The sequence below is a fragment of the Bacteroides timonensis genome (assembly GCF_000513195.1).
Taxonomy (GTDB): Bacteria; Bacteroidota; Bacteroidia; order Bacteroidales; family Bacteroidaceae; genus Bacteroides; species Bacteroides timonensis.
Genome location: NZ_CBVI010000102.1, coordinates 1 through 24,514, shown reverse-complemented (window position 1 = coordinate 24,514; position 24,514 = coordinate 1). Strand labels below are relative to the sequence as shown.

Sequence of the window (24,514 nt, the reverse complement as noted above, 5' to 3'; positions counted from 1 at the left end):
CTCCTTGTTGACTAACTCTTAACTTCTTGTTGACAGGAAGTTAACTCCTTGCAAATGGTTGCTAATCAAGTATATTCAGAGGACGAAATGGAGAAACTTTATGAATACCTGCCTAGAGAACTGGTGACCTTTGTATTGGTGACTTTGTTTTCTTTATTGATAGGACTTTCACAGCGGAAAATCAGTTTGAAGCGTGAAGGGGAGACAACGTTGTTCGGTACGGACCGCACGTTCACTTTTATAGGTATTTTGGGGTATCTGCTTTATATTCTTGATCCGGTGGATTACCGCTTGTTTATGGGAGGTGGCGCTATATTGGGACTGCTGCTGGGATTGAATTATTACGTTAAACAATCTCAGTTCCATGTATTCGGGGTTACTACCATTATTATCGCACTCATCACTTATTGTATTGCTCCTATTGTAGCCACACAACCTTCCTGGTTTTACGTGATGGTGGTTGTGACGGTATTGCTCTTTACCGAATTGAAGCATACTTTTACGGAACTCGCACAACGGATGAAGAATGACGAGATGATTACTCTCGCCAAGTTTCTCGCTATCAGTGGTATTATTTTACCGATGTTGCCGAATGAAAATCTGATACCCGACATTAATTTGACCCCTTATACCGTTTGGTTGGCTACGGTAGTTGTATCCGGTATCTCTTATCTGTCTTATCTGCTGAGACGATATGTATTTCATGAGTCCGGTATTCTGGTATCCGGTATTATAGGTGGTTTGTATAGCAGTACGGCAACTATTTCTGTTCTGGCACGTAAGAGTCGCAAGGCACCTGCGCAGGAGGCGCCGGAATATGCCGCAGCAATGTTGTTGGCAGTGAGTATGATGTTTCTTCGTTTCCTTATACTAATAGGTATATTCAGTAAGGCGATTCTTGCGGAAATTTATCCATACCTCCTTATTATGTCCTTCGTTACGGCGGGTGTGGCCTGGTATCTGCATCGGAAGCGTAAGCCGATTCCGGTGACGGGCGAAGAAGCTGAAGAAGAAGATAGCAGTAACCCGTTGGAATTTAAAGTTGCATTGATTTTTGCCGTTCTGTTTGTGATATTCACCATTGTGACACATTATACTTTGATTTATACCGGTACGGGTGGATTGAATGTCTTATCTTTTATTGCCGGGCTGAGTGATATCACTCCGTTTATCCTAAACCTGTTGCAGGGTTCGGGCGTTGCCGTTGTGGTGGTGACAGCTTGTTGTATGCAGGCTATTGTGAGTAATATTGCCGTGAATATGTGCTATGCGTTGTTCTTTGCAGGCGGGCGGAGTCCGTTGCGCCGGTGGGTGCTTCGTGGATTTGGCGGTGTGATTGCGGTGAATGTTTGCATGCTGCTTTTTTTCTATTTGTTATAAGTTATTCTTGCTGTCAGAAATCCCTTCTAAGGAATTCCCTTAGTAACGCTTTAAAAATAAGTTGGTACAAAAATGATAATTTATCGCGCTTTGCGCGATAAGTAACGAGCTACAAGCTACAAGTGACAAGTACCTTCCGGCGTGATAGCCGGGCGAATTATTATTCACCCACGAGTACAGCGCAGCAACTCGTTACTGGTAGCTCGTAGCTCGTAACTTAATTTAGCGGCGAAGCCGCTAAATTATCATTTATGTATCAAGTTGTTTTTTAATGATTACTAAACAGACAAAAGCACGGATTATCCCCTTCTCTTTGTGTTTTTTTAACTCCGAAAACCTCGTAGTCCAAGAAAAACAGCCTACTTTTGTCACTTCCATTGTGACAAAATAGGTACAAGTTACGTCTAATACAAAAACAGTCAACTAATATTCATCAAACAAACTAAAACAGAAATGAAAATTAAATGCCCTTTGCTGCTTATAATGTTGGTAATATCCTCATTGGTAGCGGCACAGAATGCGGCACCTCCATTTCAGATTAAAGGAGTCTTACTGGATTCTTTGACTCAAGAGGGAGAACCTTATGCCACAATCAAAATCGTGAAAAAAGAAGCGCCTGCCCATGCATTGAAAATGCTGGTAACGGACATGAAAGGTAAATTTCAGGAGAAAGTTCCCGGGACGGGGAATTTTGTGATGACTATTTCTTCTATTGGTAGAAATACTATTGTGAAGGATTTCACTGTGAAGGCGGGAGAAAAGGTTGTCGATTTTGGAACACTGTATATTACAGATGCTTCCAATGAACTAGGCCAAGTAGAAGTGGTAGCCCAAAAACCACTGGTAAAGGCAGACATCGACAAGATAGAATATAATGTGCAGGATGATCCTGACTCAAAGTCAAACTCTGTATTGGAAATGCTTCGCAAAGTGCCTTTGGTAACTGTAGACGGCGAAGATAATATTAAGGTGAACGGCAGCAGTAGCTTTAAGGTGTATGTGAACGGTAAACCTAACAATATGATGAGCAATAATCCGACGGAAGTACTGAAAAGTATGCCCGCCAATTCCATCAAACATATCGAAGTGATTACTAATCCCGGCCCTAAGTACGATGCTGAAGGTGTGGGCGGTATCCTGAATATTGTTACCGTAGGTAGCGGACTGGAAGGTTACACGGCTACATTTAGTGGAAACGTTAGTAATATGGGTGCCGGCGGCGGTCTGTTCGGTACGATTAAGAGCGGTAAGCTGACGGTGAGTGCCCGTTACAATTATAATTACAATGATCGTCCGCGCAGCTATTCCGGTGGTACCCGCCGTACAGTAGGCGATATAACCGACGGCTCTTCTGATTTGGATTATAGTGGTGACAGCAAAGGACATGGTAACTTCCAGTCCGGCAGCATGGAAGCCAGTTATGAGATTGATACTTTGCGTTTGATAACTATGTCGTTTGGACTATGGGGTGGCGGAAATAACAGTAATGGTTTGAGCAATACTTTTGCGACGATACCCGGTACCGGTGATGATCTGTATCAATATGTATCGAACAATAGAAGCAAAAGTTCCTGGTATTCTATTGATGGTGGCATTGACTACCAACGTATGTTTCATGTAAAAGATCGTATGTTGACCTTCTCTTATAAAATCAATACCAGACCGGAAAGTTCGGATTCATACTCCACTTATGATTATGATATGGAGGATGTAGCTCCGGATTGGCAGGATTTTATGAAACGTATGAAAAATCAGCATAATGATGGATCCCAGAATACTACTGAACATACTTTCCAGGCTGATTATACAACGCCTATCGGCAAGATACATACTCTTGAAGCCGGTGCGAAATATATTCTCCGTGATAATTCTTCGGAAGATGACCGTTATGAACAAGCGTCAGCAACTCAAGCTGATTATGAGTTTGACAATGATCACAGCTCGCATTATAAACACCAGAATGACATTTTGGCTGCATACCTTGGATATGGACTGAAAGTGAAGAAGATTTCCGGAAGACTTGGCGTGCGTTATGAGCATACGAAGCAGGAGGTGAAATATCTGTTGGGTAAGGGAGATAACTTTGATAAGAACTTTGATGATTTAGTTCCTTCTGCAAGTATTGGCTATAAGCTGACAGATATGTCTAATCTTCGTTTTGGTTATAACATGCGTATTTACCGTCCGGGTATCTGGTATTTGAATCCTTATCTGGACGATAGTAATCCTACAAATATAAGTCAGGGTAACTCTCATTTGGATAGCGAAAAGAGCCATTCATTTAACTTGAGCTACAGCAACTTCACGCAGAAGTTTAACATCAACCTTTCAGCGCGCTATAGCTTTACCAATAACAGTATTGAACGGGTGACAGAACAGGTGAAGGATACAGAAATTTTCGGCCTGCAGAATCCTACCGGTAAGGAAGTGCTTTATTCTACTTATCAGAATATTGGTAAGAGCAGGAATGCCAGCCTGAGCGGTTATATTAACTGGAATGCAACTTCCAATACACGTATCTATGCAAACCTTTATGGTAACTATACTTATTTGGAAGGTGCCAATGGACTGAAGAATGACGGTTGGAATCTGTTTGCTTATGGCGGTGCCCAGCAGTCTTTGCCTCACGATTGGCGCATCAGTCTGAATATTTATGGTCAGACACCTTGGATCATGTTGCAGGGGAAAGGCAGCAGTTTCTTCGACTACGGATTGAGTGTAAACAAATCATTCTTGAAGAAACGTCTGACCTTGTCGGCATTTGCTAGTAACTTCTTTAAGAAATATCAGCATCCGACTTCAAGCATAGAAGGTGTAGGCTTTATACAGGATAGCTGGAATAAATATACTCGTCAGCGTTTTGGTGTAAGTGTTAGCTATCGCATTGGTGAATTGAGAGCCAGTGTCAAGAAAGCTGCACGTACCATCAGCAATGATGATGTGAAGAGTAGCGGTGGTGAAGGTGGCGGTGGCGGAGAATAATCTGCCCGTACTTTCCTGAATTATTTTTCATCCGCAGATGGCGCGGATAACGCAGATTTACGATTAAAGAAATCTGCGTTATTCGTGACGTCTGCGGATGACTGTTTTCTATAAGGGATATTCCAGACAAGTCACTGTACCATCCATTGTCATGACGATAACTTTCCCTTCTCCCGCATTTTTCAGGGAAGTAATTGCCGAATGGGAGATTTTATGCGACCAGGCAATGCCGCTTCCGTCTGTCCGCACGGCATGGAGAACACCAAATTCAGTAGGAATGAACACCAGTTGTTCGGTTGTTTCCATGCGGGTGGGGATGAAGTTGCTTTCGTAGGGCATTGATGTATTCCAAAGACTGGTATAGGTGCCGTGAGATATATCTGCAGCGGTGATGTTGTTCTTGATTCCTTTCACATACATTGTTTTTCCATCCGGTGAGAAGCCGAGGGACTCGCGTCCTTTCGCTTCATCGGAAGCCCAAAGGATTTCTCCCGTCCCGGGATGGAATGAGCGGACAAAATAGTCGGAACTGAGAACTATGACTTGCTCATTCGTCTCTCCTTGTCGCGTATACGGCAGTACTACCGGCCAGCAGGCACCCGGTGAGAAATATCTGCCTCGTTTGGTGTCGAACTCCCATATTTTCTCCCCACTCCTGCGGTCGATGGCATAGAACATTGCTCCCCAGGTGCCTATATATACACGCTCCTTATCCACAGTCGGGCGTGATTCGATGTAGCCTTGCAGGCCATCGCAAGTCCAGTTCAGTGTTCCGTCCGTCAGCTTTAAAGAGTAGAATTTGCCGTTGCTGCCGCCGATGTAGACTGTACCTTCGGCTACGACAGGGCAGGCTACAATGGGGTAATCAGTGTTGTATTTCCAGCGCACTGTGCCCTGCTTCCTGTCAAGAGCATAGATGAAACCATCACAGGAAGAGACTATGACAAGTTTGGGGGTGATAAATGGGGCTGAAAATATCTTGTTTCCGGTGGTATAGGTCCACAGGGTTTTGCCGTTCTTGGCATTGAGGGCATGGACAACACCGGCTGTATTGGTGTAGACGTACAGGTTACCGTCTATGCTTCCCTGTGAAGCGATATCGGTCACATCCTTTAATTTCCAGGTTTCGCGTACCGAAGGATAAGTAGCATTGATGGCGAAATCCGGACGATAGTAAGTGGTATCCTTCTTCTCCTGCAAAGGTGCCAGATGAATTGTATTCCATGCAGGGCGGGTTTCTGCTTTGATGATGCGTTCGTGGAACTCTAATGTATTACCGCGAAGTGTGACCAGGTTATATCCGCCTATCGGATCTTTCCTGCGCAGGGATGAACGGCCGATTACGGCGGGAATACCTTCGGCATCATAAGCACGGTTCACGTGTAGGTGTCCGCCGAGTATTGCCTGGATATTGCGTGTTTTAAGGATGTCGACAACTTCGTACCAGTTACTCAGATCCTGATCGATAGGGAAGTGATTGATGAAAATAATGGGTTGTTCTGCCGGAGTGGCGCGAACAATAGAATCGAGCCACAGAATTTCTTCGCGGGGAATGTGAGGTGGGCCCATACGCAGACTTGGTCCGGCGCCACAGCCGATGAAACGTACTTCCTGCCAGTCGTAACAGAAATGGGAGGCCTGGAAAATCTTGTCGAACATAGTACATCCGTTTTCACTCCAGTTTACATCATGGTTGCCGGGGATGAGAAAGTAGGGTTTCCGGAAGTTCTTCAGAATGTCTTGCAGCAGATAAAACTCCTTGGTATCACCGAATTCAGTGACATCGCCGCTGAGGATGGTGAAAGCAACGTCAGGATTGGCATTGATGTCTTCAATGGATTGCCGCAGGTCGTCTTCGGCATAGGCGAAAGAATTGAGGTGCACATCACTGAGCCATGCGAAAGTGAAGGCTCGTTCGTTGCTGCCTTGTCCGTAGGAAAGGAGAGGCAGCGCTATCACACAGATAGCAAATAAAATTCTTTTCATGATTCTTTGGGGGTATTAGTAAGTGTTATACCCCCAAAGATAAAGAGTTTTAGTGGAATAACCAGCGCTCATAGTCCACCTTTTCGTAAAGTGGCGCAATGGTTACTTCTGTATTCGCGTCCTTCTTTCCAAGCAGGAACTTGTCGACAAACGCTTCTACTTCAGGATACTGGCTTTCGGGCAGCTGGCAGTGCCCATGTCCGCCTACGATGGAGAAGCCCATTCTGTCGGCAATGCCGAAGGTTTCCCATACTTTACGGGCAGCACGGCAGGAGACATAACCCGATTCATCTGCCAGCCATACATAGTCCGGGTTTCCGAGTACCAGCAGTGCACGCGGTGCTATCATGGCACACAGTTCGTGGTGGTCATACGGCAATTTCGATACATTATCTTCTTTATACTGGAACATACTTTCCTTAAACCAGGCATGACTGGTCCTTCCCAAAGTTTCCACTTCACCCAGTGTTTCGGAAACACGCCATGCTGCCGCACCGCCACCACCCGGTTCCTGAGCAATGGTCAGTGCAATACGCTCATCGAATGCTCCGGCAAAAAGAGCCATTTTCCCGGCGAAGGAACAACCGGATATGGCCAGTCGTTTGGTATCTATCTTGCTCTTTTTACCTACGATTTCCAATCCGTCAATGATACGGCTCACTCCCCAGGACCAGGCGCAATAGGCTCCCATGTCCGTGCGGTCAGGATAAAGTTTGTTAATAGGCTCGTTGCCGCGCTTTTGTGTGTGCGACATGACTTGTGTGAAGTTGAATGCGATTTGTGCTATATTACGACTCGTGAAGATGGCAGGAGGAAGACTACCCGTGCCTCTGCCTATTCCAATGATAGCAGGGAAAGGGCCTTTACCTGCCGGATAAGTAATTTTTGCTTTCAGAGTGAGCGTCTGTCCGTTCACTGTTACATTTACTCTGAGGGTATCATCCATGATATCCGCGGTAATGTCTTTTTTCGATACTACGGGTTTCTCGCCGATTTCGTAGTGTTCTATTTCGCGGGCTATCTCTGCACGCCGTCGGCTCCAGTCCTTGAAGTGGGTTGAACGGCCACTGCCATCGGACCATTGGAAGGGATCGGTCAGTGTTTTTACCACCGGCAGTTCATCGATACCCGGCAACATGGGTGCAGGATTCTTTATTCCCGTATTTTCCACAGTGTAGACTAAGGGGATTTTCTGTGCAAATGTGGAAATGCCCATACCCATGTTCAGCAGAACAATCAGTACCCATAAACGTGTTTTCCAGTTTTTCATGTTTCTATCTTTTTAAGAGGTTTACATCTGTTGGCAAAGATAGACGATGTTTTTTTTAACCGGTTAGTAGGATGTTACAGATACTTTTCATGGTGTTACATGATTAGAGGAATAGATTTCGTTTTTATTAATCTATATTCAAAAAGTACTCATTCAGGTTCTGTGTAGGTTTCAGGTCAAGCTTCTTTCGCAATCGGTACCGGTTATTCTCTACTGCACGAACCGAAAGGTTCATTAATGAGGCAATATCCTTAGTCTCCATATTCAGCTTGAGGCAGGCACAGAGACGCAAGTCATTGTTGGTCAGCTGCGGATGCGCCTCTTTCAACCGTTTGAAGAAGTTGCGATGCTTCTGTTCGAACTTGATAAGGAACATTTTCCAGTCATCTTCCGTATCGAGGTTATTGGCAAGCAACGTATTTATTTTCTGATAAAGAGGTAATAAGGCTTTCTGCGTATTACGGGAACAAATCTCATCTACCATCTCTTTCAGTTTCAGGATAAGTTCGTTCTTGTGGATGATGAAAGAGGTCTGGGTAAAGATCTCGGCATCTTTTTCCTCGATTTCATTTTGCAGTTGCTCGTTCATCAAGCGCAGGCGTGTAGCTTCCTGAGATTTCATTCTACGCAAGTGCTTGGTTTGCAGACGTCGTTTCATCAGGTAGAAGGTGCCGAACAGAGTGGCGATAATGAGTAAGCAGCAGGTAAGATACCACCAGACAGTATTGTACCAGGGAGGAAGTACGTCGAATTCCAGAAGAGTGTCCGGTGAGTAATTGTTTAACCCGTCCGTGGTACGCAGGCGAAGTGTGTATTTGCCTTGCGGCAAGCGGGCGTAGGAAATGCTGTTCAGTCGCTTCGGGGCACTCCAGGTACTGTCCATTTCTTCCAGTTGGTATTGAACGAAAAGGTTTCCGGCAAAGGCGGCATTGACAGAGAAGCCGACAGTTACCGTATTGTCTTTATGGGGGATATGAATAGTTTTATTGAGGTCCATGAAACCTGCATTCAGTTCTTTTCCGGCATGAATAAATTCCAGATTAGGGGCGGAAAGTTCCACGGTTTGCCGTTTGCTGCGATGAGAGTCATGGAGGATAAAACCTGCATCCAGGCAAATGAGTGAGAGGGAGTCGTTGAGAACGGAAATATTCTCATAAGCAGTGATGAGTGAAAGATTGTCAGCTTCCACCTTATATGCTTCGCGGATGCGGGCAATGTATCCGTCGTAGAAGAAACGGTAGACAGATGAGCCGGTGATGGCCCAGCTTTCTTCACTGTCGATGGGAACGATACGTTTCAGATCGTGTATCGTTTCGAAACACCGGTTCAGATGCTGCTCAAGCTGCAAGTTGTCGTTGACCTCATCATAGATATAAAATTGATCATTGCCTAAGAATAGGATGCGTCCGCCCGATTTGAATAATTGCAGGCGGGCGGGGAGTGAGCTGTCCTTCTCATTACCGTAATACGTATAGTATCGGAAGGCGCTCTGTTCGTCATTCAGACGGCATTTGTAAACACCGCGACTGCTGGTTTCCAACCAGATGTTTCCCAAATGGTCTACTTCTGCATTATATATCGGGTCGGAGATCTGGCGCATGGAATTTAGCTCTCCGGTAGTTCTGTTTAATATCAGGAGTTCATCGTAGGTAATGATAATCTGTATTTGTTTTCCATTGATGGTTGCCTCCAGGGTGCGGAAGACTCCTGTATTGATGCGATACGGGTGACGGATATGGAGATCGGGAAGAATTTCCAGCAGTCCGTTAGTATGTGCACAAAACAACCGTCCGTCTATTTTACGGAAGGACCATACCTGCCCCTGAGTGCCCTCTATCAATTTGAGGGAAGAAAACATATCCAGATCATTGAGCTTGTCATGGCGAGTGTAGTAAATTCCCTGATTCGTTCCGATGAGCAGATTATCGTGCCAGATAGTAGCATCGTATATGCCGCCGAAGCCACCGTCTGTGGAACGGTAGTAACTTAAACCATCGGTATACCGGATGTAAGCGAGCCCACGGTCAAGGGCTACCCAGATGTTATTTTGGTTATCTTCGTAAAGGGATAGAACGGTGTTATTCTGAAGAGTGTTAGCAGTGGAGAAGTGGTTGAGGATATTTCCATGGGTATCTACTTCATATATGCCACTGAGCTGTGTGCCCAGATAATAGGTGTTCCGTTTGGCGGAATAGATGGCGCAGTTCAGTTCCTGTCCTCTCAATTGCCGCGAGAGGGAGAGGTTCCAAGGGATAAAGTTCTTTTGGTCGTAGATATAGATTGCACCGGTGGAAGTGCCTACCAGATAACGGTCGGTATCATAGGGTAGGATGACACGGGTAGTGGTGCCGTTCAGGAATTCGCTCCCGGGGATTTTGTTGAGTATGCCGTTGTGCAATTGATAAAGTGCACCGTACATTTCTTGTACCCAGTATTCATTACGTACCTTCAGAAGAAGTAAAAAGGCGTTTGGCCCATCAACGGGAGTGATGGTGTGGTGATCGTATACGTAGATATGACTGAAAGATTGGAAATACACTTTGTCGCCTTCTATCCAGATACGCCAGAAACTTTGGTTGTCGAGTGGGTTATCTCCATTGATTAATCCTTTCAGTGAAGTGTATTTCAGTTCTCCTGATTGGTCTCGATCCCAGCGTCCCAAGTCTTCGGAGCCGCCACTGTAAATGGTGTGGTGGGATTCTACGGCTATGGCGCGTACGAGGCTGGCATCAGGTGTTTGAAAGAGTTTCCATTCCATGCCGTCGGATGCCAGCAGGCCGATGCTGTTACCGAAGTACATGATGCCTTTCTCATCTTGCCCGATAGACCAGTTCTTATTGGCAGCATGGTATTTGTCACGTGAGAGGTTGGTGACATAAGGTTTCTGGTTGGCGAGTATGGTGGCGCATACAAAAAGGGACACACAGGTTATGATAATGTTTTTTCGGATGTCCATAATAGGTTGAATAAAGGTTAGAAAAGGTCATGACCTTATTGTTATTCTTGGGACAAAGATAATTAATTTAAGGTTAGAGTAAAAATATAGGGGATTTTCTTTATTCACCACAGAGTAACACAGAGTTTCACTATACGAATCAGCAGTTGAATCAGGCTCATTATTGATGGTTTTTAAAGTAAACTTTCATCATACCATCTCTTTAAGGTTTTTTATTGGCTACAGGCTGAATGTTGATAATTTTATACGCCTGTCTTTTTATATTTCTCTTCTTTTTCCCTATCTTCCGATTTCAGTGACTGAACAAGCTGAATTTTACTGACCCACGCTACAGCGTATTGTAGAGGGGGTAGTACCTCCCATTTTAGGGGGGGTGTTAACTCCCAAGCTTAGGAGTGCGTTACTCCCAAGCTTAGGAGTGCATTACTCCCAAGCTTAGGAATGCGTTGCTCCCAAGCTTAGGAGTTAACGCCTATTTAACCGGAGAAATTTCATCTGTAAAGCGATGGTATCAGAGCATAGATGGCTGTAAATGCTTTTTATCATTATCTATACATTTCTATCCCCTAATGAATCTATTTCAACTACTGATTCACATTAATTATAGATTGAACTCTGTGGTGGGCTTATCTAAATCCCAGTTTCTTTAGCCCTGTCTGTACATCGGGATGGCTCATGAATAGTTTCCACAGCAAACCGGTACGGTAATTTTCTATCATTACAGCTATAGGTCCTTGGTCGATGGCAAGATAGCGTTTAGGATACCAATCTTCCGTTTCGCTGAAAGCGTCATAGAAGCCATAAGGTCCCAATACCTTGTCTCCCATTCCATAGAGATAGCGCATCACTTCCAGTGAGTATTCCGGAGTATAGACAATGGAAGAAAGAGCGGCAGTGGGAGAGATGACTCCGTGATCTGCCGACTCGTTCGGAGCATGGGCAGAGTATCCGTTGACAGAGTAACTGGCGGTCAGTCCCCAACAATCAGGACCAAAACCTTTCCACTGCTTCGGGTTGCGGATGCAATAGGCGCGGTTGATCAGAGTAAGATTGCGTATTTCATTGAAATAACCGGGACAATACTCATCGGATAGATTTGTCGGGTCCAGTCCGAGGAAAGAATAGTGTGCCCAAAAGAGGGGACCGGCTTCACAACCTTGATAGCGCAGGTGAAGTTCGATATCTTCTACCTTGTGGGGATCGACAATGGCGCCTTTCTCTGCCCAACCTTCATGATAGACAGCTGCAGGAATGCTGTGCGTGGGGGAGGCAGCGGCAAGAATATACATAATGAGACACTCATTGTAACCGTGTACGGGGAAATTCATTTCCCAGCCGTATTCGGGACTCCAATGCCAATAGAGTACATTCTGATCGTTCCGGCGATAGAAATTCCAGTCAACTTCACGCCACAGTGTATCAATGCGTCCGGCAAGGGCTTGTTCTGCGGGGGAGCCGTTGATGTAATATTGGTATACGGCAAGCAGGCCCTGCATCAGGAAAGCGGTTTCCACGAGGTCACCGCCGTTGTCTTTCTGCCCGAAAGGTTTTACCCGTCCGGTATTTCCGAACCACCAGTGCGGGTAGGCACCGTGGAAACGGTCGGCTGTTTCAAGAAAAGAGACGATGCGCTCCATGCGTGCCAGTCCTTCTGCACGGGTGATGTAACCGCGGTCGATGCCTGCCAGCACAGCCATGATTCCGAAGCCACTGCCACCGGTGGTCACTACATTCTGGTCATCTTCGGGATAGATACCATCTATATGGATACGTTCGCATGCCAGTCCGCTATTAGGTTCGGCTCCTTCCCAAAAGTAATTGAAGGTACGGCGTTGCAGGGTGTCCATTAGGGCTTCGTCGCTTATCCGGTCCGGTTTTGCTGCCGGGCTTTTACATTGTGTAAAGCCTAGCAACAACAGGAGCAATAATAAGCTATATTGTGTCTTCATACCTATTTCTATTGAAGGATTACATCAACAAGTACGGGATCGTGATCAGAAAGGAAGCCATTCTCCGGTCTATCCTGAATGACACGATAACGGTTCGTTTTCATGCCGCTGCTCACGAACACATAATCCAGCAAGACACGTTCTTCCAGCAGCAGCCGACCGAAATCATGGAAAGACCAGGATGGACCGTACGTAATGGCTGCCACCTTCGACGCATTTTCCATTCCTCCTTTTTCGAGAGTCTGCAGAGGTATCTCATCGGGAGTACAATTGAAGTCGCCGGTGATGATGGCCGGCATGTGTGGGGCAATCTCTTTAATCTTGTTCAGAATGAGTTGTACGCCTTCTTTACGGGCTGTCTCTCCGTCGTTGTCCAGATGGGTGTTGAAGAATACCAGCTTCTTACCGTTACTCTTTTCTTGCAGTATGGCCCAGGTAGTAATACGGTTATAGGAGGCATCCCAGCCTTTGATGCCGATGGTCTCGGGCTGTTCACTAAGAGAGAAATTACCGTATTCCACCAATGTGAACCGGTGGCTGTTGAAGAATATCGGGCAATATTCGCCTGCTTCCTTGCCATCGTCACGTCCTACGCCTAAAGCGATGTATTGGGGAAGACCTTGTTTCAGGTCTTCCATTTGATTGTGACGTACTTCCTGCATACCCAGCAGGTCGGGCTGATAGTAGGTAATCATTTGGCAGACGTTATCTTTGCGATATTTCCAGTTATTGGCACTGTCCGAAGGAGCATCCAGGCGAACATTAAAGGTCATCACCTCCAGTGGCTGTTCATTCTGTGCAGACTGGTTTTTGCAACTGCCAAGAAGCATCAGGCCACACACGCAGGTCAGTAAAGCTATGTGTTTCATGTTTCTTTTGTTTTTATTCTGAATTATCACTTTAAGCTCAAACGGGCTGTCTTTACATGCTGGCTGTTACCGCCGATCATTACATCGAAGTCTCCCGGTTCGGCTACATAGTTGAGATCATAGTCGTAGAAGTGCAACAATTCCGGGGTGATTTTGAAAGAGACCGTCTTACTCTCACCTGCTTTGAGGAAGATTTTTTCGAAGCCTTTCAACTCTTTTACCGGACGGGTAATGCTTCCCACCAAGTCGCGGATATACAGTTGTATAACTTCTGCACCATCCCGCTTACCGGTATTGGTCACTGTTACTACAGCGGTTACAGAACCGTCCTGATCCATTGCAGGAGCACTTAAAGTAATGTTTCCGTATTGGAATGTGGTGTATGACAAACCGTAACCGAACGGATACAGTGGATCATTGTCAACATCCAGATAGTTACTGCGGAACTTCTCGAACCATTTACCTTCTTTCAAAGGGCGGCCGGTGTTCTTATGATTATAGAACAAAGGGATCTGCCCTACATTCTTCGGGAATGTCATGGTCAGTTTGCCACTTGGATTTACATCACCGAACAGTACATCGCCGATAGCATAGGCAGCCTCGCTTCCGCCGAACCATACATTCAGGATAGCGGGTACATTTTCCTGTTCCCAGGTCAGTGTCAATGGACGGCCAGTGAAGAGGGTCAATACAACCGGTTTTCCGTTCTTCAACAATGCTTCCAGTAATGTGCGTTGTACATCGGGAATATTCAGATCTGTCCGGCTTGAACTTTCTCCGCTCATTTCAGAAGATTCACCTAAAGCGGCAACGATGACATCTGCGTTTGCCGCTACCTTCAACGCTTCTTCCAGCATTTCCTTGTCTGTGCGGTTGTCACGGTTCAGCGAACGTCCGAACATGGTGGCGCGTTCTTCGTAAGCGGCGTCACTACTGAGGTTACTGCCCTTGGCATAAGTGATGTTCACCTTACCTGCCATCATTTCTTTCAACCCTTCATATACAGAAGGATAATCGTTGAGGCGTGCAGCTACACTCCATGTTCCCGGCATGTTGCTACGGGTATTTGCCAATGGACCTATAACGGCAACCGTACCTTTCTTTGCTAATGGCAATACAGGAGCCTGACCGGTTTTTGCCGGTTGATTCTTTAAAAGTACAAAGCTTTCACTTGCAATCTTACGGGCAACATCACGGTGTTCTTTGGTGAAGATATCCCGTTTCGGGCGCTTCAGGTCACAATATTTGTAAGGGTTGTCAAACAATCCCAGCTTATACTTGGCCTCAAGGATACGGCGACAAGCCTTGTTCAGTGTTTCCATGTCAACCTTTCCTTCGGCTATAGACCTTTTAATGGTACCAATGAAGCCTTCGCTCACCATATCCATATCTAGGCCTGCATTGAGCGCACGTGCCGAAACTGTCTGTAAGTCACCGATACCATGCGCAACCATTTCAGAAATTCCCGTGAAGTCCGTCACTACAAAACCGTCGAATCCCCATTGTTTGCGCAGTACGTCGGTCATCAACCACTTGTTGGCTGTGGCGGGCACGCCGTCTATTTCATTGAAAGAAGCCATAACGCTACCTACACCAGCCTCTACAGCAGCCTGGTAAGGGTATAGGTATTCGTTGAACATGCGGTTGCGGCTCATATCCACAGTGTTGTAATCGCGTCCGGCTTCTCCGGCTCCGTACAGAGCGAAGTGCTTTACGCATGCCATGATCTCATCGTTTCGTTTCAATTGATTGTTGAGGTCCACTCCCTGATACCCCGACACCATTGCTTTGGCGATGGCTCCTCCCAGAAACGGGTCTTCACCGTTACCCTCGCTGACACGTCCCCAGCGCGGATCACGGCTGATATCTACCATCGGGCTGAATGTCCATGAGATGCCATCGGCACTGGCTTCGGTAGCAGCAATGCGGGCGGACTTTCTGATAGCGTCCATATCCCATGAGCAAGAGAGCCCCAATGGAATAGGGAAGATTGTTTCGTAGCCATGTACCACATCCATACCGAATATCAGAGGGATACCCAGGCGTGATTTCTCTATGGCAAGTTTCTGTACATCGCGGATTTTCTCCACTCCTTTCAGATTGAGAAGTCCGCCTACCCATCCTTGCTCAATCTTTTTGGCTACATCGCTGTTCTGTGCTTGTCCGGTCACGATTTCACCGGAAACGGGCAGGTTTAGCTGACCGATTTTCTCTTCTACAGTCATCTTCTTCATCAGTGCGTCGATGAAGCGATCCATGTCCTGCGGAGCTTTTTGTGCCTGTATACCGGTAACACCCATCAGGGCAGTAGCCAGCAACAAGCTTGTTTTTCTGAAAACTTTCTTCATGATATGTTTTGTTTGGGCATTTATTTAAGTTTCGCAAGTTAATGATAATCCGGTGCAATCTGTATGTTGTTATCATTAACTTGCGAAAACTAAATTAATTCATAAGGTTACTCATCCTTCGGCTCTTTCAGCAAATCAGGAATCTGAGTATACTGGTTGAAAGGAAGCGGCAAAAGTGCCTTATCCTCAGACCAGCCTTTCAATTCTGTTTTTGCCAGACCGGTGCGTACAAGGTCGTTATAACGTTCGCCCCATTCGCACATCAACTCCATACGGCGTTCGTCGATAACTTGTTGGAAAGTTACATTGGTAAGTTCCGGCATCTTGGCACGTCTTCTTACTTCATTGAATGGAGCGTCACCATTCTTTCCATTTTTGATTTTCGCCTCGGCATTCATCAAGAGAACATCAGCATAGCGGAAAATACGCGCATTGTTGTTTGTACCGTATTTTGTACGTCCCGGTGTCAATTGGTTCAGTGGAGTATACGCTTTACCGTTCCAACAATCGGTCTTTTCATTATCTACTTGTGGCTGTATGTAATCACCGTCCGGTGTTGTTTCTCCTGCCAGCAGGAAGGAAGTGGTGGCACGTATTGTTTCTCCGCGTTCGTAAGCCCAGTCACGGAAAGATTTCAGGATGCCACAGTCTCCCCAACCACTGATGTCACTGCCGGCATTGTTGGGCCCTTGACAAACAAACCACTGGTCACCGTCAATCAGCTCACCGGAACCATTGCCGAAGTCAGTCATCTGACATTCGAACATAGACTCGTCACAGAGTTTTCCGGGAATCTTCCATAACTGGTAGAAGTCGGGATAGAGTGAAAAGTTGCCATGCTCAATGATATCGTCTGTCAGTTCTTCTACTTTTGCGTAGTTGCCCATGTTCAGATGAAACTTGGCTGCCAGCATCTCGGCGGAAAACGCTGTAACGGCTCCTTTGTGCTCACTTTGGTTCGGACGGATACGCGGCATATTATCAATGCCGTACTGCAAATCTTCCAGTGCATATTTGTTTACCGCATTGGCAGTGGAGCGGCTCAAATCAACCTGATTATTGTCGCGGAGGATGGTAACCGGACCAAAAGCCTGCACCAGACGATAGTAGGCATAAGCACGCATAAACATCACTTCACCACGATATGCCTTATAGTTTTTCATATCGCTATCGTTGGTGATATTCTCAGCGTACAGGTCTAACGATTCAATAGCTGCATTGGCAGTTTTGATAATATTGTAATATTGCATCCACAATTCGTTGAAGCCCCAGAAAGAATCATTATACTTGTATTCGCTCAGCTTATAATATTCGCTGTTATTCCACTGACCGCTAAATACATCCTGGTCGCGAATGGTAGTGATTTCCCAAATCACCCAGTGCAAACCGCTGGTACGAATCTTTGCATACACGCCTGATACCGGCTGGTACATATTGCTGATATTGGTATAATCCACTTTCTCTTCCGGAACCTTACCTTCGGGTTCTTTATCTAGAAAACCATTGCAGGATGCGAACGATAACACCATCAAGGCGGACGCTATAAATATAAAAGGTCTTATTAATGCTTTCATTAGTTCTAAATTATTAATGGGTTATTTCTTAGAAATCGATTCTCAAACCTAATGTATAAGTCGATGTCAGAGGATATACTTCTGTATCCCAACCTTGGCTGTCGGACAATTCGGGAGTAAATGCGTTGGCCTTGAAAGTTGTGAACGGACGGTCGGCAGTCAGACTCAGGCGTAAGCCCGGCATGGTATAGTTACCAAACTTGAGGTTACGGAATGTATAACCAAGTGTAATATTCTGAATGCGGAAGTAGTCGGCACTTTCTACAAAGTACGAGCTATACTTTTGGTCGCTTACGTTCCAGAGGCTTAGCAGTGCGGCAGCCGACGGGTCAGAGTTTGTGGAGCCTGGCCCTGTCCAGCGGTTTTTGTATTGGGCGCGGTCGAAATTATAGTTCTGAGTAGAATAACGAAGCGCACGTTTACGGTTGAACATCTGGGCACCGGTCTGTCCGTAGGTAGTCAGCTGGAAGTCAAGATTCTTGTAGTTAAGACCGAGGTTGATACCGTAAGTGAAATTAGGAATATAAGAACCTAATGTAGTACGGTCGTTTCCGTCAAGGACATTGTTTCCATCAAGGTCGGCATACTTTAAGTCACCCGGTACACAACCATTGGCCACTGCAATAGGATCAGCAGCAATTTCTTCCTCTGTCTGATAAACGCCTATCATTTTGAAGCCGTAGAATGAGTTCATTTCTTTACCTACGATATTAACGGTCTTACCACCTCTGATGATGCTGTTGCCGTTCAGATCTTTCACGCGGTTTCTCAAAGTAGAGATGTTCACACCGATATTGTATGAGAAGTCTTTGCTGATTTTATCGTTCCAGTTGGCACTTATGTCGATACCGGAGTTGAGAATCTTACCATAGTTTCCGGCAAGGGTGGTGGTGCTGAATGGGAGTAGCGGAGCGATCACAGCATTATTAGTCATACGGTGATAATAGTCAACGTCAATATTCAGACGGTTGTTGAGGGTAATGAAGTTTATACCGGCATTCCATTCTTCAACAACTTCCCACTTCAACCAGCTGAAGTATGTACTGTTCTGATAGCCTGCAATGGTAGAATTACCAAATACACCGGATGCGGCGTTGCCGGTTGCGATAGAAGCGAAACCATCGCTTGCTGCTACCTGGTCGTTACCCAGTTTACCCCAGCTTGCACGCAGTTTCAGGAAGTCAATCCATTTCTGGTCTTTCAAGAATGATTCTTCCGACAGAACCCAGGCTGCACCTACTGAAGGGAAGTAACCCCAATGTTCCTGATATTTGCTGGAACCATCGGCACGCATTGTGAACATCAACAGATACTTGTCATCATAGTTGTAGTTCAGACGGGCGAAGTAAGAAACACCTCTGTAGCAGTAACCGTCGTCTTTCACGGTAGCACCTGCTGCGTCACCGTTCTTGATGTACCAGTATTCGTCTGCTCCATCGGGAACGTTGCTTGCTTTACCTTCGAACATACGCCATTGTTCCTGACGCATGGAGTAACCTGCCATGGCACCAAATCTGTGTTTGCCCCATTGGTCATTATAAGTCAGGGTATTATCCCAGATATAGTTGTAATACTTGTTTTCGTTCTTTGTAAGTTGAGTGGTGGCTGATTGTTGCCAACTGCTTACGTAGTATTTCGGAGTAAACTCACGACCTTGGGTAGAGAGGAAGCTATAGGAATAGTTCGTCCTGAAATTCAATTTGCTGGGAATAAAATCAATCTGAGCATAGAAGTTGCTCAATACCTGATAGTTTTCTTTGCTTGAATCAAAATATTTGGCAGTTGCAATCGGGTTAAGGAAGTTTGTTGAGGTATAACCGATTGCATCCGGAGAACCAAATTTGTCAGGGAAAGACTTATCGTTGTACTCATCATCATAAAGAGCTACGATGGGAGGACAGTTGAACGCTTTCTGCCATGCCTGATTGTTGGGCACCTGCTGCGTGGAATTACTGAAAACACCGTTGAAACCGACTTTCAGCCAATTCGTAGCATCATAATCGACAGAACCACGGAAGTTCAGACGTTTGTAGTTGTTGTCAACATCCATAATACCGTCTTGATACAAATAGCTTACGCCGACAGCATACACCGCTTTTTCGGAACCACCGTTAATGTTTAAACTGTGGTTTGTGATAGCGGCAGTGCGCAGAAGTAGGTCGTACCAATCGTTGTCTGCTCCAAAAGTCCAATTGTGGAAGTCAGGATCATCATGACTACCGCCGTATTTGTCGATGGACTGTATGAAGTGGGTCTTATAGGAGTCGAAGTTACCTTCGAGAAGCATAGTTGCATATTCGTGTGCATTACAGAGTTCGAGCACATTGGATGCTTTCTGGATACCTACATAACCGTCATAAGTGATCTTTGCTTTCTGGTTGCGCGAACCTTTTTTGGTGGTGATGAGAACTACACCGTTTGCAGCGCGTACACCATAGATAGCGGCAGCCGAAGCATCTTTCAGGATAGACATTTCCTGAATATCCGCGTTGTTCAGGAAGTTGATGTTGTCGTAGAACATGCCGTCTACAACGAACAACGGCTTACTGTTGGAGAATGAACCGATACCACGGATCTGTACGGTAGGACCTTCACCCGGAGCACCATTATTTACGATATTGACACCGGGAACTTTTCCCTGGAGTGCCGCCATAGGGGTTGTGGAAGGTATAGCAGTCAGGGCCTCACCTTTAACGACGGTAATAGGAGCTGTCAAGTCTTTGGCTTTTGCAGCGCCATAACCGATTACGATAATTTCTTCCAATTGCTGTGAGTCCTCTTTCAATGTCACATTGATAGCCGAACGTCCGTTCACTTTTATATCTTGCGGTAACATACCTATATAACTAAAAGTGAGTGTTCCGTTTTCCGGAACGTTCGTTAATGTATATTTACCGTCTAAATCGGTAACTACACCGTTGCTGGTACCTTGTACGAGGATGGATACGCCAATCAGTGCGTCACCCGATGCGTCGGTTACGGTACCTGTTACTGTTCTTGTCTGGGAGAGTACGGGCATTGCTACCAATATGAGGCACGCCGTCAAGAATAGATTCTTTAGCCATAAGGCCTTTTTCAGAAGATGTGTTTTACTCTTCATCGCATTAAATTTTTTAGGTGGATAATTCTTTTTGTTTTCTTCTTAGCTCTGCGCAGTGCTCGAATTAAACTTCATCGCAAATGTAGAAAATTCGATGTGCGAACTGCAAAAAAGATATTCACCACCAATACATATCCCTGATTTTTAACAAATCGGGGACTACTCATTTACTACTCAAATCAATTTAATGCATTGTTTCTTAGATGGATAAAGAATAAGGACGGTATGAGTGATCCTTAGGAAAAGTAAAAGCCGGAAACAGGTTTGTGTACTGCTTCCGGCTTTTCTTATTTATTTATCTGTTGAGAATCCCAGTTTCTGCAATCCGTTTTGTACATCCGGATGGCTCATAAATAGTTTCCATAACAGACCGGTACGATAGTTCTCTACCATGACGGCAATAGGTCCCTGATCGATGGCAAGATATCGTTTGGGATACCAGTTCTCTGTTTCGGAGAAAGCATCATAGAAACCGTAAGGACCGAATAGCTTATCGCCCATGTCATAGAGATGGCGCATCACAGCGAGCGAATAGTCCGGGGTATAGACGATGGACGAAAGAGCGGCGGTAGGAGAGATGACTCCCTGGTCATCCCGCTCGTTCGGCATGTGGGCGGCATATCCGTTGACGGAGTAGCTGGCGGTCAGTCCCCAACAGTCCGGGCCGAAACCTTTGTAGTGCTTCGGATTTCGGATGCAATAAGCACGGTTCACGAGAGTCAGATTACGCATTTCATCGAAATAGCTGGCGCAGTATTCATCTTTTAGATGAGTCGGATCTAATCCGAGGAAGGAATAATGTGCCCAGAAGAGGGGACCTGCTTCACAACCCTGATAGCGCAGATGAAGTTCGATATCTTCTACTTTATGGGGTTCGACGATGGCGCCGTTCTGTGCCCAGCCCTCATGATAGACGGAGGCGGGAACGCCGTGTGTGGGTGAGGCAGCGGCAAGCAGATACATGATGAGACATTCGTTGTAACCATGTACGGGGAAGTCCATTGCCCAACCGTATTCGGGACTCCAATGCCAGTAGAGTACATTTTGATCGCCCTGGCGATAGAAATTCCAGTCGACATCGCGCCAAAGGGTATCGATGCGCTTGGCAAGTGCCTGTTCCTGGGGAGAGCCATTGACATAATATTGGTGTACGGCAAGCAGTCCTTGTATAAGGAAAGCTGTTTCTACGAGGTCGCCACCGTTGTCTTTCTGTCCGAAAGGCTTTACCTTGCCGGTATCTCCATACCACCAGTGAGGATAGGCGCCGTGGAAGCGGTCGGCTTTTTCAAGGAAAGAGACTATCTTTTCCATACGTGCCAGACCTTCTTCACGAGTGATGTAGCTGCGGTCGATACCTGAAAGTATCGCCATAATGCCAAAGCCGCTACCGCCGGAAGTAATGACGTTCTGGTCTTTTTCGGGGTAGATACCATCCATGTGGATACGCTCGGGGGCAAGACCGCTGTTAGGTTCCGCGCCTTCCCAGAAGTAATTGAAGGTTCGCCGCTGAACGGTGTCCATGAGGGCGTCGTCGGTAAGTTGGGCGGCACTTCCGGTCTTGGCATTCTTGCAGGCTCCGAGGAGAAGCAAGAAGATAAGGGGGAGGTAGGTTGTTAATTGTTTCATAATTAATAAGGGGTTAGGGATGATAAATAAGCTACAAGCTACGAGTTACAAGTGCCTTTCGGACTATACAGCGCAGCCACTCGTAGCTTGTAGCTCGTAGCTCGTCACTATTTCAGTGTCAACTTCGCTGTCTTCACAGCCTGGCTGTTTCCACCGATCATGATATCGAAGTCACCGGGTTCGGCTACGTAGTTCAGGTTGTAATCATAGAACCGAAGCAGATCACGCGTGATAGTGAATGATACCGTTTTGCTTTCTCCGGCGCGAAGGAAGATTTTATTGAAACCTTTCAACTCGCGTACAGGGCGGGTGATGCTTCCTACGAGGTCGCGGATATAGAGTTGCACTACTTCCGCGCCGTCATATTTACCAGTGTTGGTGACGGTGACTACGGCTGTAACGGAACCATCTTTTCCCAATGTCGGTGTGCTCAATGCAATGTCACTGTACTGGAAAGTGGTATATGACAATCCATAACCGAAGGGATACAGCGGTTCGTTATCCACATCCAGATAATTTGAACGGAACTTTTCGAACCATTTGCCTGCTGCCAGTGGCCGACCGGTATTCTTATGATTGTAGAACAAAGGAATCTGGCCTACATTCTTCGGGAAAGTCATAGTTAGTTTTCCACTCGGATTGACGTCACCGAACAGAACATCGCCAATGGCATAAGCCGCTTCACTGCCTCCGAACCATACATTCAGGATGGCAGGTACATGCTCCTGTTCCCAGTTCAGCGTCAACGGCCGACCGGTAAAGAGGGTTAGTACTACGGGTTTACCTGTTTTCAGTAAGGCTTCCAATAAAGTATGCTGTACATCGGGCAAGCCGAGTTCGGTGCGGCTTGAACTTTCACCGCTCATTTCAGAAGATTCTCCCAGTGCGGCTATGATAACGTCGGCACCGGCTGCAACTTTCAGTGCTTCGTCCAGTAACTCCTGGTCCGTGCGATTGTCGCGGTTCAATGAACGGCCGAACATGGTGGCACGTTCTTCGTAAGCTGCATCGCCGATGAGGTTACTACCTTTGGCATAGGTGATGTTAACCTTGCCTGCCATCATTTCTTTCAAGCCTTCGTATAAAGAAGGATAATCGTTGAGGCGTGCGGCTACGCTCCAAGTGCCCGGCATGTTGCTGCGGGTATTTCCAAGAGGGCCGATGACGGCAACTGTACCTTGCTTCTTCAACGGAAGCACGGGGGAAGCTGTTACGGGTGACGAGTTATGAGCTACGAGTGGCTGTGCGGTGGCGGGGGCATTCTTCAGAAGAACAAAACTTTCGCCGGCAATCTTGCGGGCGGCGTCACGATGTTCTTTTGTGAAGATATCCCGCTTCGGACGGTTCACGTCGCAATATTTATAAGGATTGTCGAACAGTCCCAGCTTGTACTTCGCTTCCAATATCCGGCGGCAGGCTGTATTCAACGTGCCCATTCTTACTTTTCCTTCTTTAATGGATTTCATCAGTGTACCGACGAAGCCCTCACTTACCATATCCATGTCCACCCCTGCATTAAGAGCGAGTGCACTGACGGTCTGCAAGTCGCCGACACCATGCTCTATCATCTCTGAAATGCCTGTGAAGTCCGTTACCACAAACCCTTCGAAGCCCCACTGACCACGCAGCAAATCGCTCAGCAGCCATTTGTTTCCGGTGGCGGGAATACCGTCTATTTCATTGAATGATGCCATCACACTACCCACTCCGGCCTCTACGGCAGCCTCATACGGGTACATAAATTCATTGAACATCCGGTTGCGGCTCATATCTACTGTATTATAGTCACGTCCGGCTTCTCCGGCTCCATACAGTGCAAAGTGTTTTACGCAAGCCATGATTTCATCGTTGCGGTGCAATTGGTCTTGCAGATTGGCACCCTGGTATCCGTATACCATTGCCTGTGCGATAGCTCCACCCAGGAACGGATCTTCTCCCGAGCCCTCGCTGACACGCCCCCAACGTGGGTCGCGACTGATGTCTACCATCGGACTGAATGTCCAGGAAATACCGTCGGCACTTGCTTCGATGGCTGCAATACGAGCGGACTTTTCAATAGCTGCCATATCCCATGTACAGGACAATCCCAATGGAATAGGGAAGATGGTTTCGTACCCGTGTATCACATCCATGCCGAACAGCAGGGGAATACCGAGGCGTGATTTCTCTACTGCCAGCTTTTGCACTTCAAGAATACGGTCTACTCCTTTCAGGTTGAAGAGTCCGCCCACCAATCCTTTTTCAATCTTTTGTGCTACGTCGCTGCTCTTGGCCTGTCCCGTGGTGATGTCTCCCGTGACGGGTAGGTTCAATTGTCCGATTTTCTCTTCCACGGTCATCTTCTTCATCAGTGCGTCGATGAAGCGATCCATGTCTTGCGGTGACCTTTGAGCCTGTGCCGCTGCTATGCTCATTAAAGCGCTGATCAGCAACAGGCTTGCTTTTTTGACTATTTTCTTCATAAGTAGATATTT

The 24,514-nt window shown here is 46.3% G+C and carries 12 protein-coding genes; 2 read left to right on the top strand and 10 right to left on the bottom strand.

Annotated elements, in window-relative coordinates:
* Positions 1–87: 87 nt before the first annotated feature.
* Together BN161_RS19120 and BN161_RS19115 are read left to right on the top strand one after the other, a co-directional pair.
* Positions 88–1,380 carry an MgtC/SapB family protein gene (locus tag BN161_RS19120; protein ID WP_044269411.1) on the top strand — a complete coding sequence of 431 codons (1,293 nt, stop codon included), beginning with the start codon at positions 88–90 and terminating at the stop codon, positions 1,378–1,380.
* 453 nt (positions 1,381–1,833) lie between these two features.
* A complete protein-coding gene (locus BN161_RS19115) occupies positions 1,834–4,362 on the top strand; it encodes a TonB-dependent receptor domain-containing protein (protein ID WP_044269392.1) in 2,529 nt (842 codons plus the stop codon).
* 108 nt (positions 4,363–4,470) lie between these two features.
* Here BN161_RS19115 and BN161_RS19110 read toward each other — a convergent pair whose 3' ends face one another.
* From BN161_RS19110 to bglX (BN161_RS19065), 10 genes are all read right to left on the bottom strand, one after another.
* Positions 4,471–6,348 carry an outer membrane protein assembly factor BamB family protein gene (locus BN161_RS19110; protein ID WP_044269391.1) on the bottom strand — a complete coding sequence of 626 codons (1,878 nt, stop codon included), beginning with the start codon at positions 6,346–6,348 and terminating at the stop codon, positions 4,471–4,473.
* A 49-nt stretch (positions 6,349–6,397) separates the two neighbouring features.
* Positions 6,398–7,618, bottom strand: coding sequence for an alpha/beta hydrolase family protein (locus BN161_RS19105; RefSeq protein ID WP_044269389.1), 1,221 nt, complete (start codon positions 7,616–7,618; stop codon positions 6,398–6,400).
* Positions 7,619–7,745: 127 nt separating this feature from the next.
* Positions 7,746–10,574: a triple tyrosine motif-containing protein gene (locus BN161_RS19100; RefSeq protein WP_044269387.1), complete on the bottom strand. Its 2,829-nt coding sequence runs from the start codon at positions 10,572–10,574 to the stop codon at positions 7,746–7,748.
* 626 nt (positions 10,575–11,200) lie between these two features.
* Complete coding sequence (locus tag BN161_RS19095) at positions 11,201–12,523, bottom strand: glucoamylase family protein (RefSeq protein WP_044269385.1); 1,323 nt, start codon at positions 12,521–12,523, stop codon at positions 11,201–11,203.
* A gap of 8 nt (positions 12,524–12,531) precedes the next feature.
* Complete coding sequence (locus tag BN161_RS19090) at positions 12,532–13,392, bottom strand: endonuclease/exonuclease/phosphatase family protein (RefSeq protein ID WP_044269382.1); 861 nt, start codon at positions 13,390–13,392, stop codon at positions 12,532–12,534.
* Positions 13,393–13,418: 26 nt separating this feature from the next.
* Positions 13,419–15,740: a beta-glucosidase BglX gene (bglX, locus tag BN161_RS19085; RefSeq protein WP_044269380.1), complete on the bottom strand. Its 2,322-nt coding sequence runs from the start codon at positions 15,738–15,740 to the stop codon at positions 13,419–13,421.
* Positions 15,741–15,847: 107 nt separating this feature from the next.
* Positions 15,848–17,314, bottom strand: a complete 1,467-nt coding sequence (locus BN161_RS19080) for a RagB/SusD family nutrient uptake outer membrane protein (RefSeq protein WP_044269378.1) — start codon at positions 17,312–17,314, stop codon at positions 15,848–15,850.
* Positions 17,315–17,342: 28 nt separating this feature from the next.
* A complete protein-coding gene (locus BN161_RS19075; RefSeq protein ID WP_044269376.1) occupies positions 17,343–20,414 on the bottom strand; it encodes a SusC/RagA family TonB-linked outer membrane protein in 3,072 nt (1,023 codons plus the stop codon).
* Positions 20,415–20,705: 291 nt separating this feature from the next.
* Positions 20,706–22,040, bottom strand: coding sequence for a glucoamylase family protein (locus tag BN161_RS19070; RefSeq protein ID WP_044269374.1), 1,335 nt, complete (start codon positions 22,038–22,040; stop codon positions 20,706–20,708).
* A gap of 107 nt (positions 22,041–22,147) precedes the next feature.
* Positions 22,148–24,502: a beta-glucosidase BglX gene (bglX, locus tag BN161_RS19065; RefSeq protein WP_044269410.1), complete on the bottom strand. Its 2,355-nt coding sequence runs from the start codon at positions 24,500–24,502 to the stop codon at positions 22,148–22,150.
* Positions 24,503–24,514: the final 12 nt, after the last annotated feature.

Excerpts from the sequence above, each read along its gene's own strand:
- BN161_RS19120 (WP_044269411.1), top strand. The coding sequence starts at position 88 with ATGGAGAAACTTTATGAATACCTGCCTAGAGAACTGGTGACCTTTGTA.
- BN161_RS19115 (WP_044269392.1), top strand. The coding sequence starts at position 1,834 with ATGAAAATTAAATGCCCTTTGCTGCTTATAATGTTGGTAATATCCTCA.
- BN161_RS19110 (WP_044269391.1), bottom strand. The coding sequence starts at position 6,348 with ATGAAAAGAATTTTATTTGCTATCTGTGTGATAGCGCTGCCTCTCCTT.
- BN161_RS19105 (WP_044269389.1), bottom strand. The coding sequence starts at position 7,618 with ATGAAAAACTGGAAAACACGTTTATGGGTACTGATTGTTCTGCTGAAC.
- BN161_RS19100 (WP_044269387.1), bottom strand. The coding sequence starts at position 10,574 with ATGGACATCCGAAAAAACATTATCATAACCTGTGTGTCCCTTTTTGTA.
- BN161_RS19095 (WP_044269385.1), bottom strand. The coding sequence starts at position 12,523 with ATGAAGACACAATATAGCTTATTATTGCTCCTGTTGTTGCTAGGCTTT.
- BN161_RS19090 (WP_044269382.1), bottom strand. The coding sequence starts at position 13,392 with ATGAAACACATAGCTTTACTGACCTGCGTGTGTGGCCTGATGCTTCTT.
- bglX (WP_044269380.1), bottom strand. The coding sequence starts at position 15,740 with ATGAAGAAAGTTTTCAGAAAAACAAGCTTGTTGCTGGCTACTGCCCTG.
- BN161_RS19080 (WP_044269378.1), bottom strand. The coding sequence starts at position 17,314 with ATGAAAGCATTAATAAGACCTTTTATATTTATAGCGTCCGCCTTGATG.
- BN161_RS19075 (WP_044269376.1), bottom strand. The coding sequence starts at position 20,414 with ATGAAGAGTAAAACACATCTTCTGAAAAAGGCCTTATGGCTAAAGAAT.
- BN161_RS19070 (WP_044269374.1), bottom strand. The coding sequence starts at position 22,040 with ATGAAACAATTAACAACCTACCTCCCCCTTATCTTCTTGCTTCTCCTC.
- bglX (WP_044269410.1), bottom strand. The coding sequence starts at position 24,502 with ATGAAGAAAATAGTCAAAAAAGCAAGCCTGTTGCTGATCAGCGCTTTA.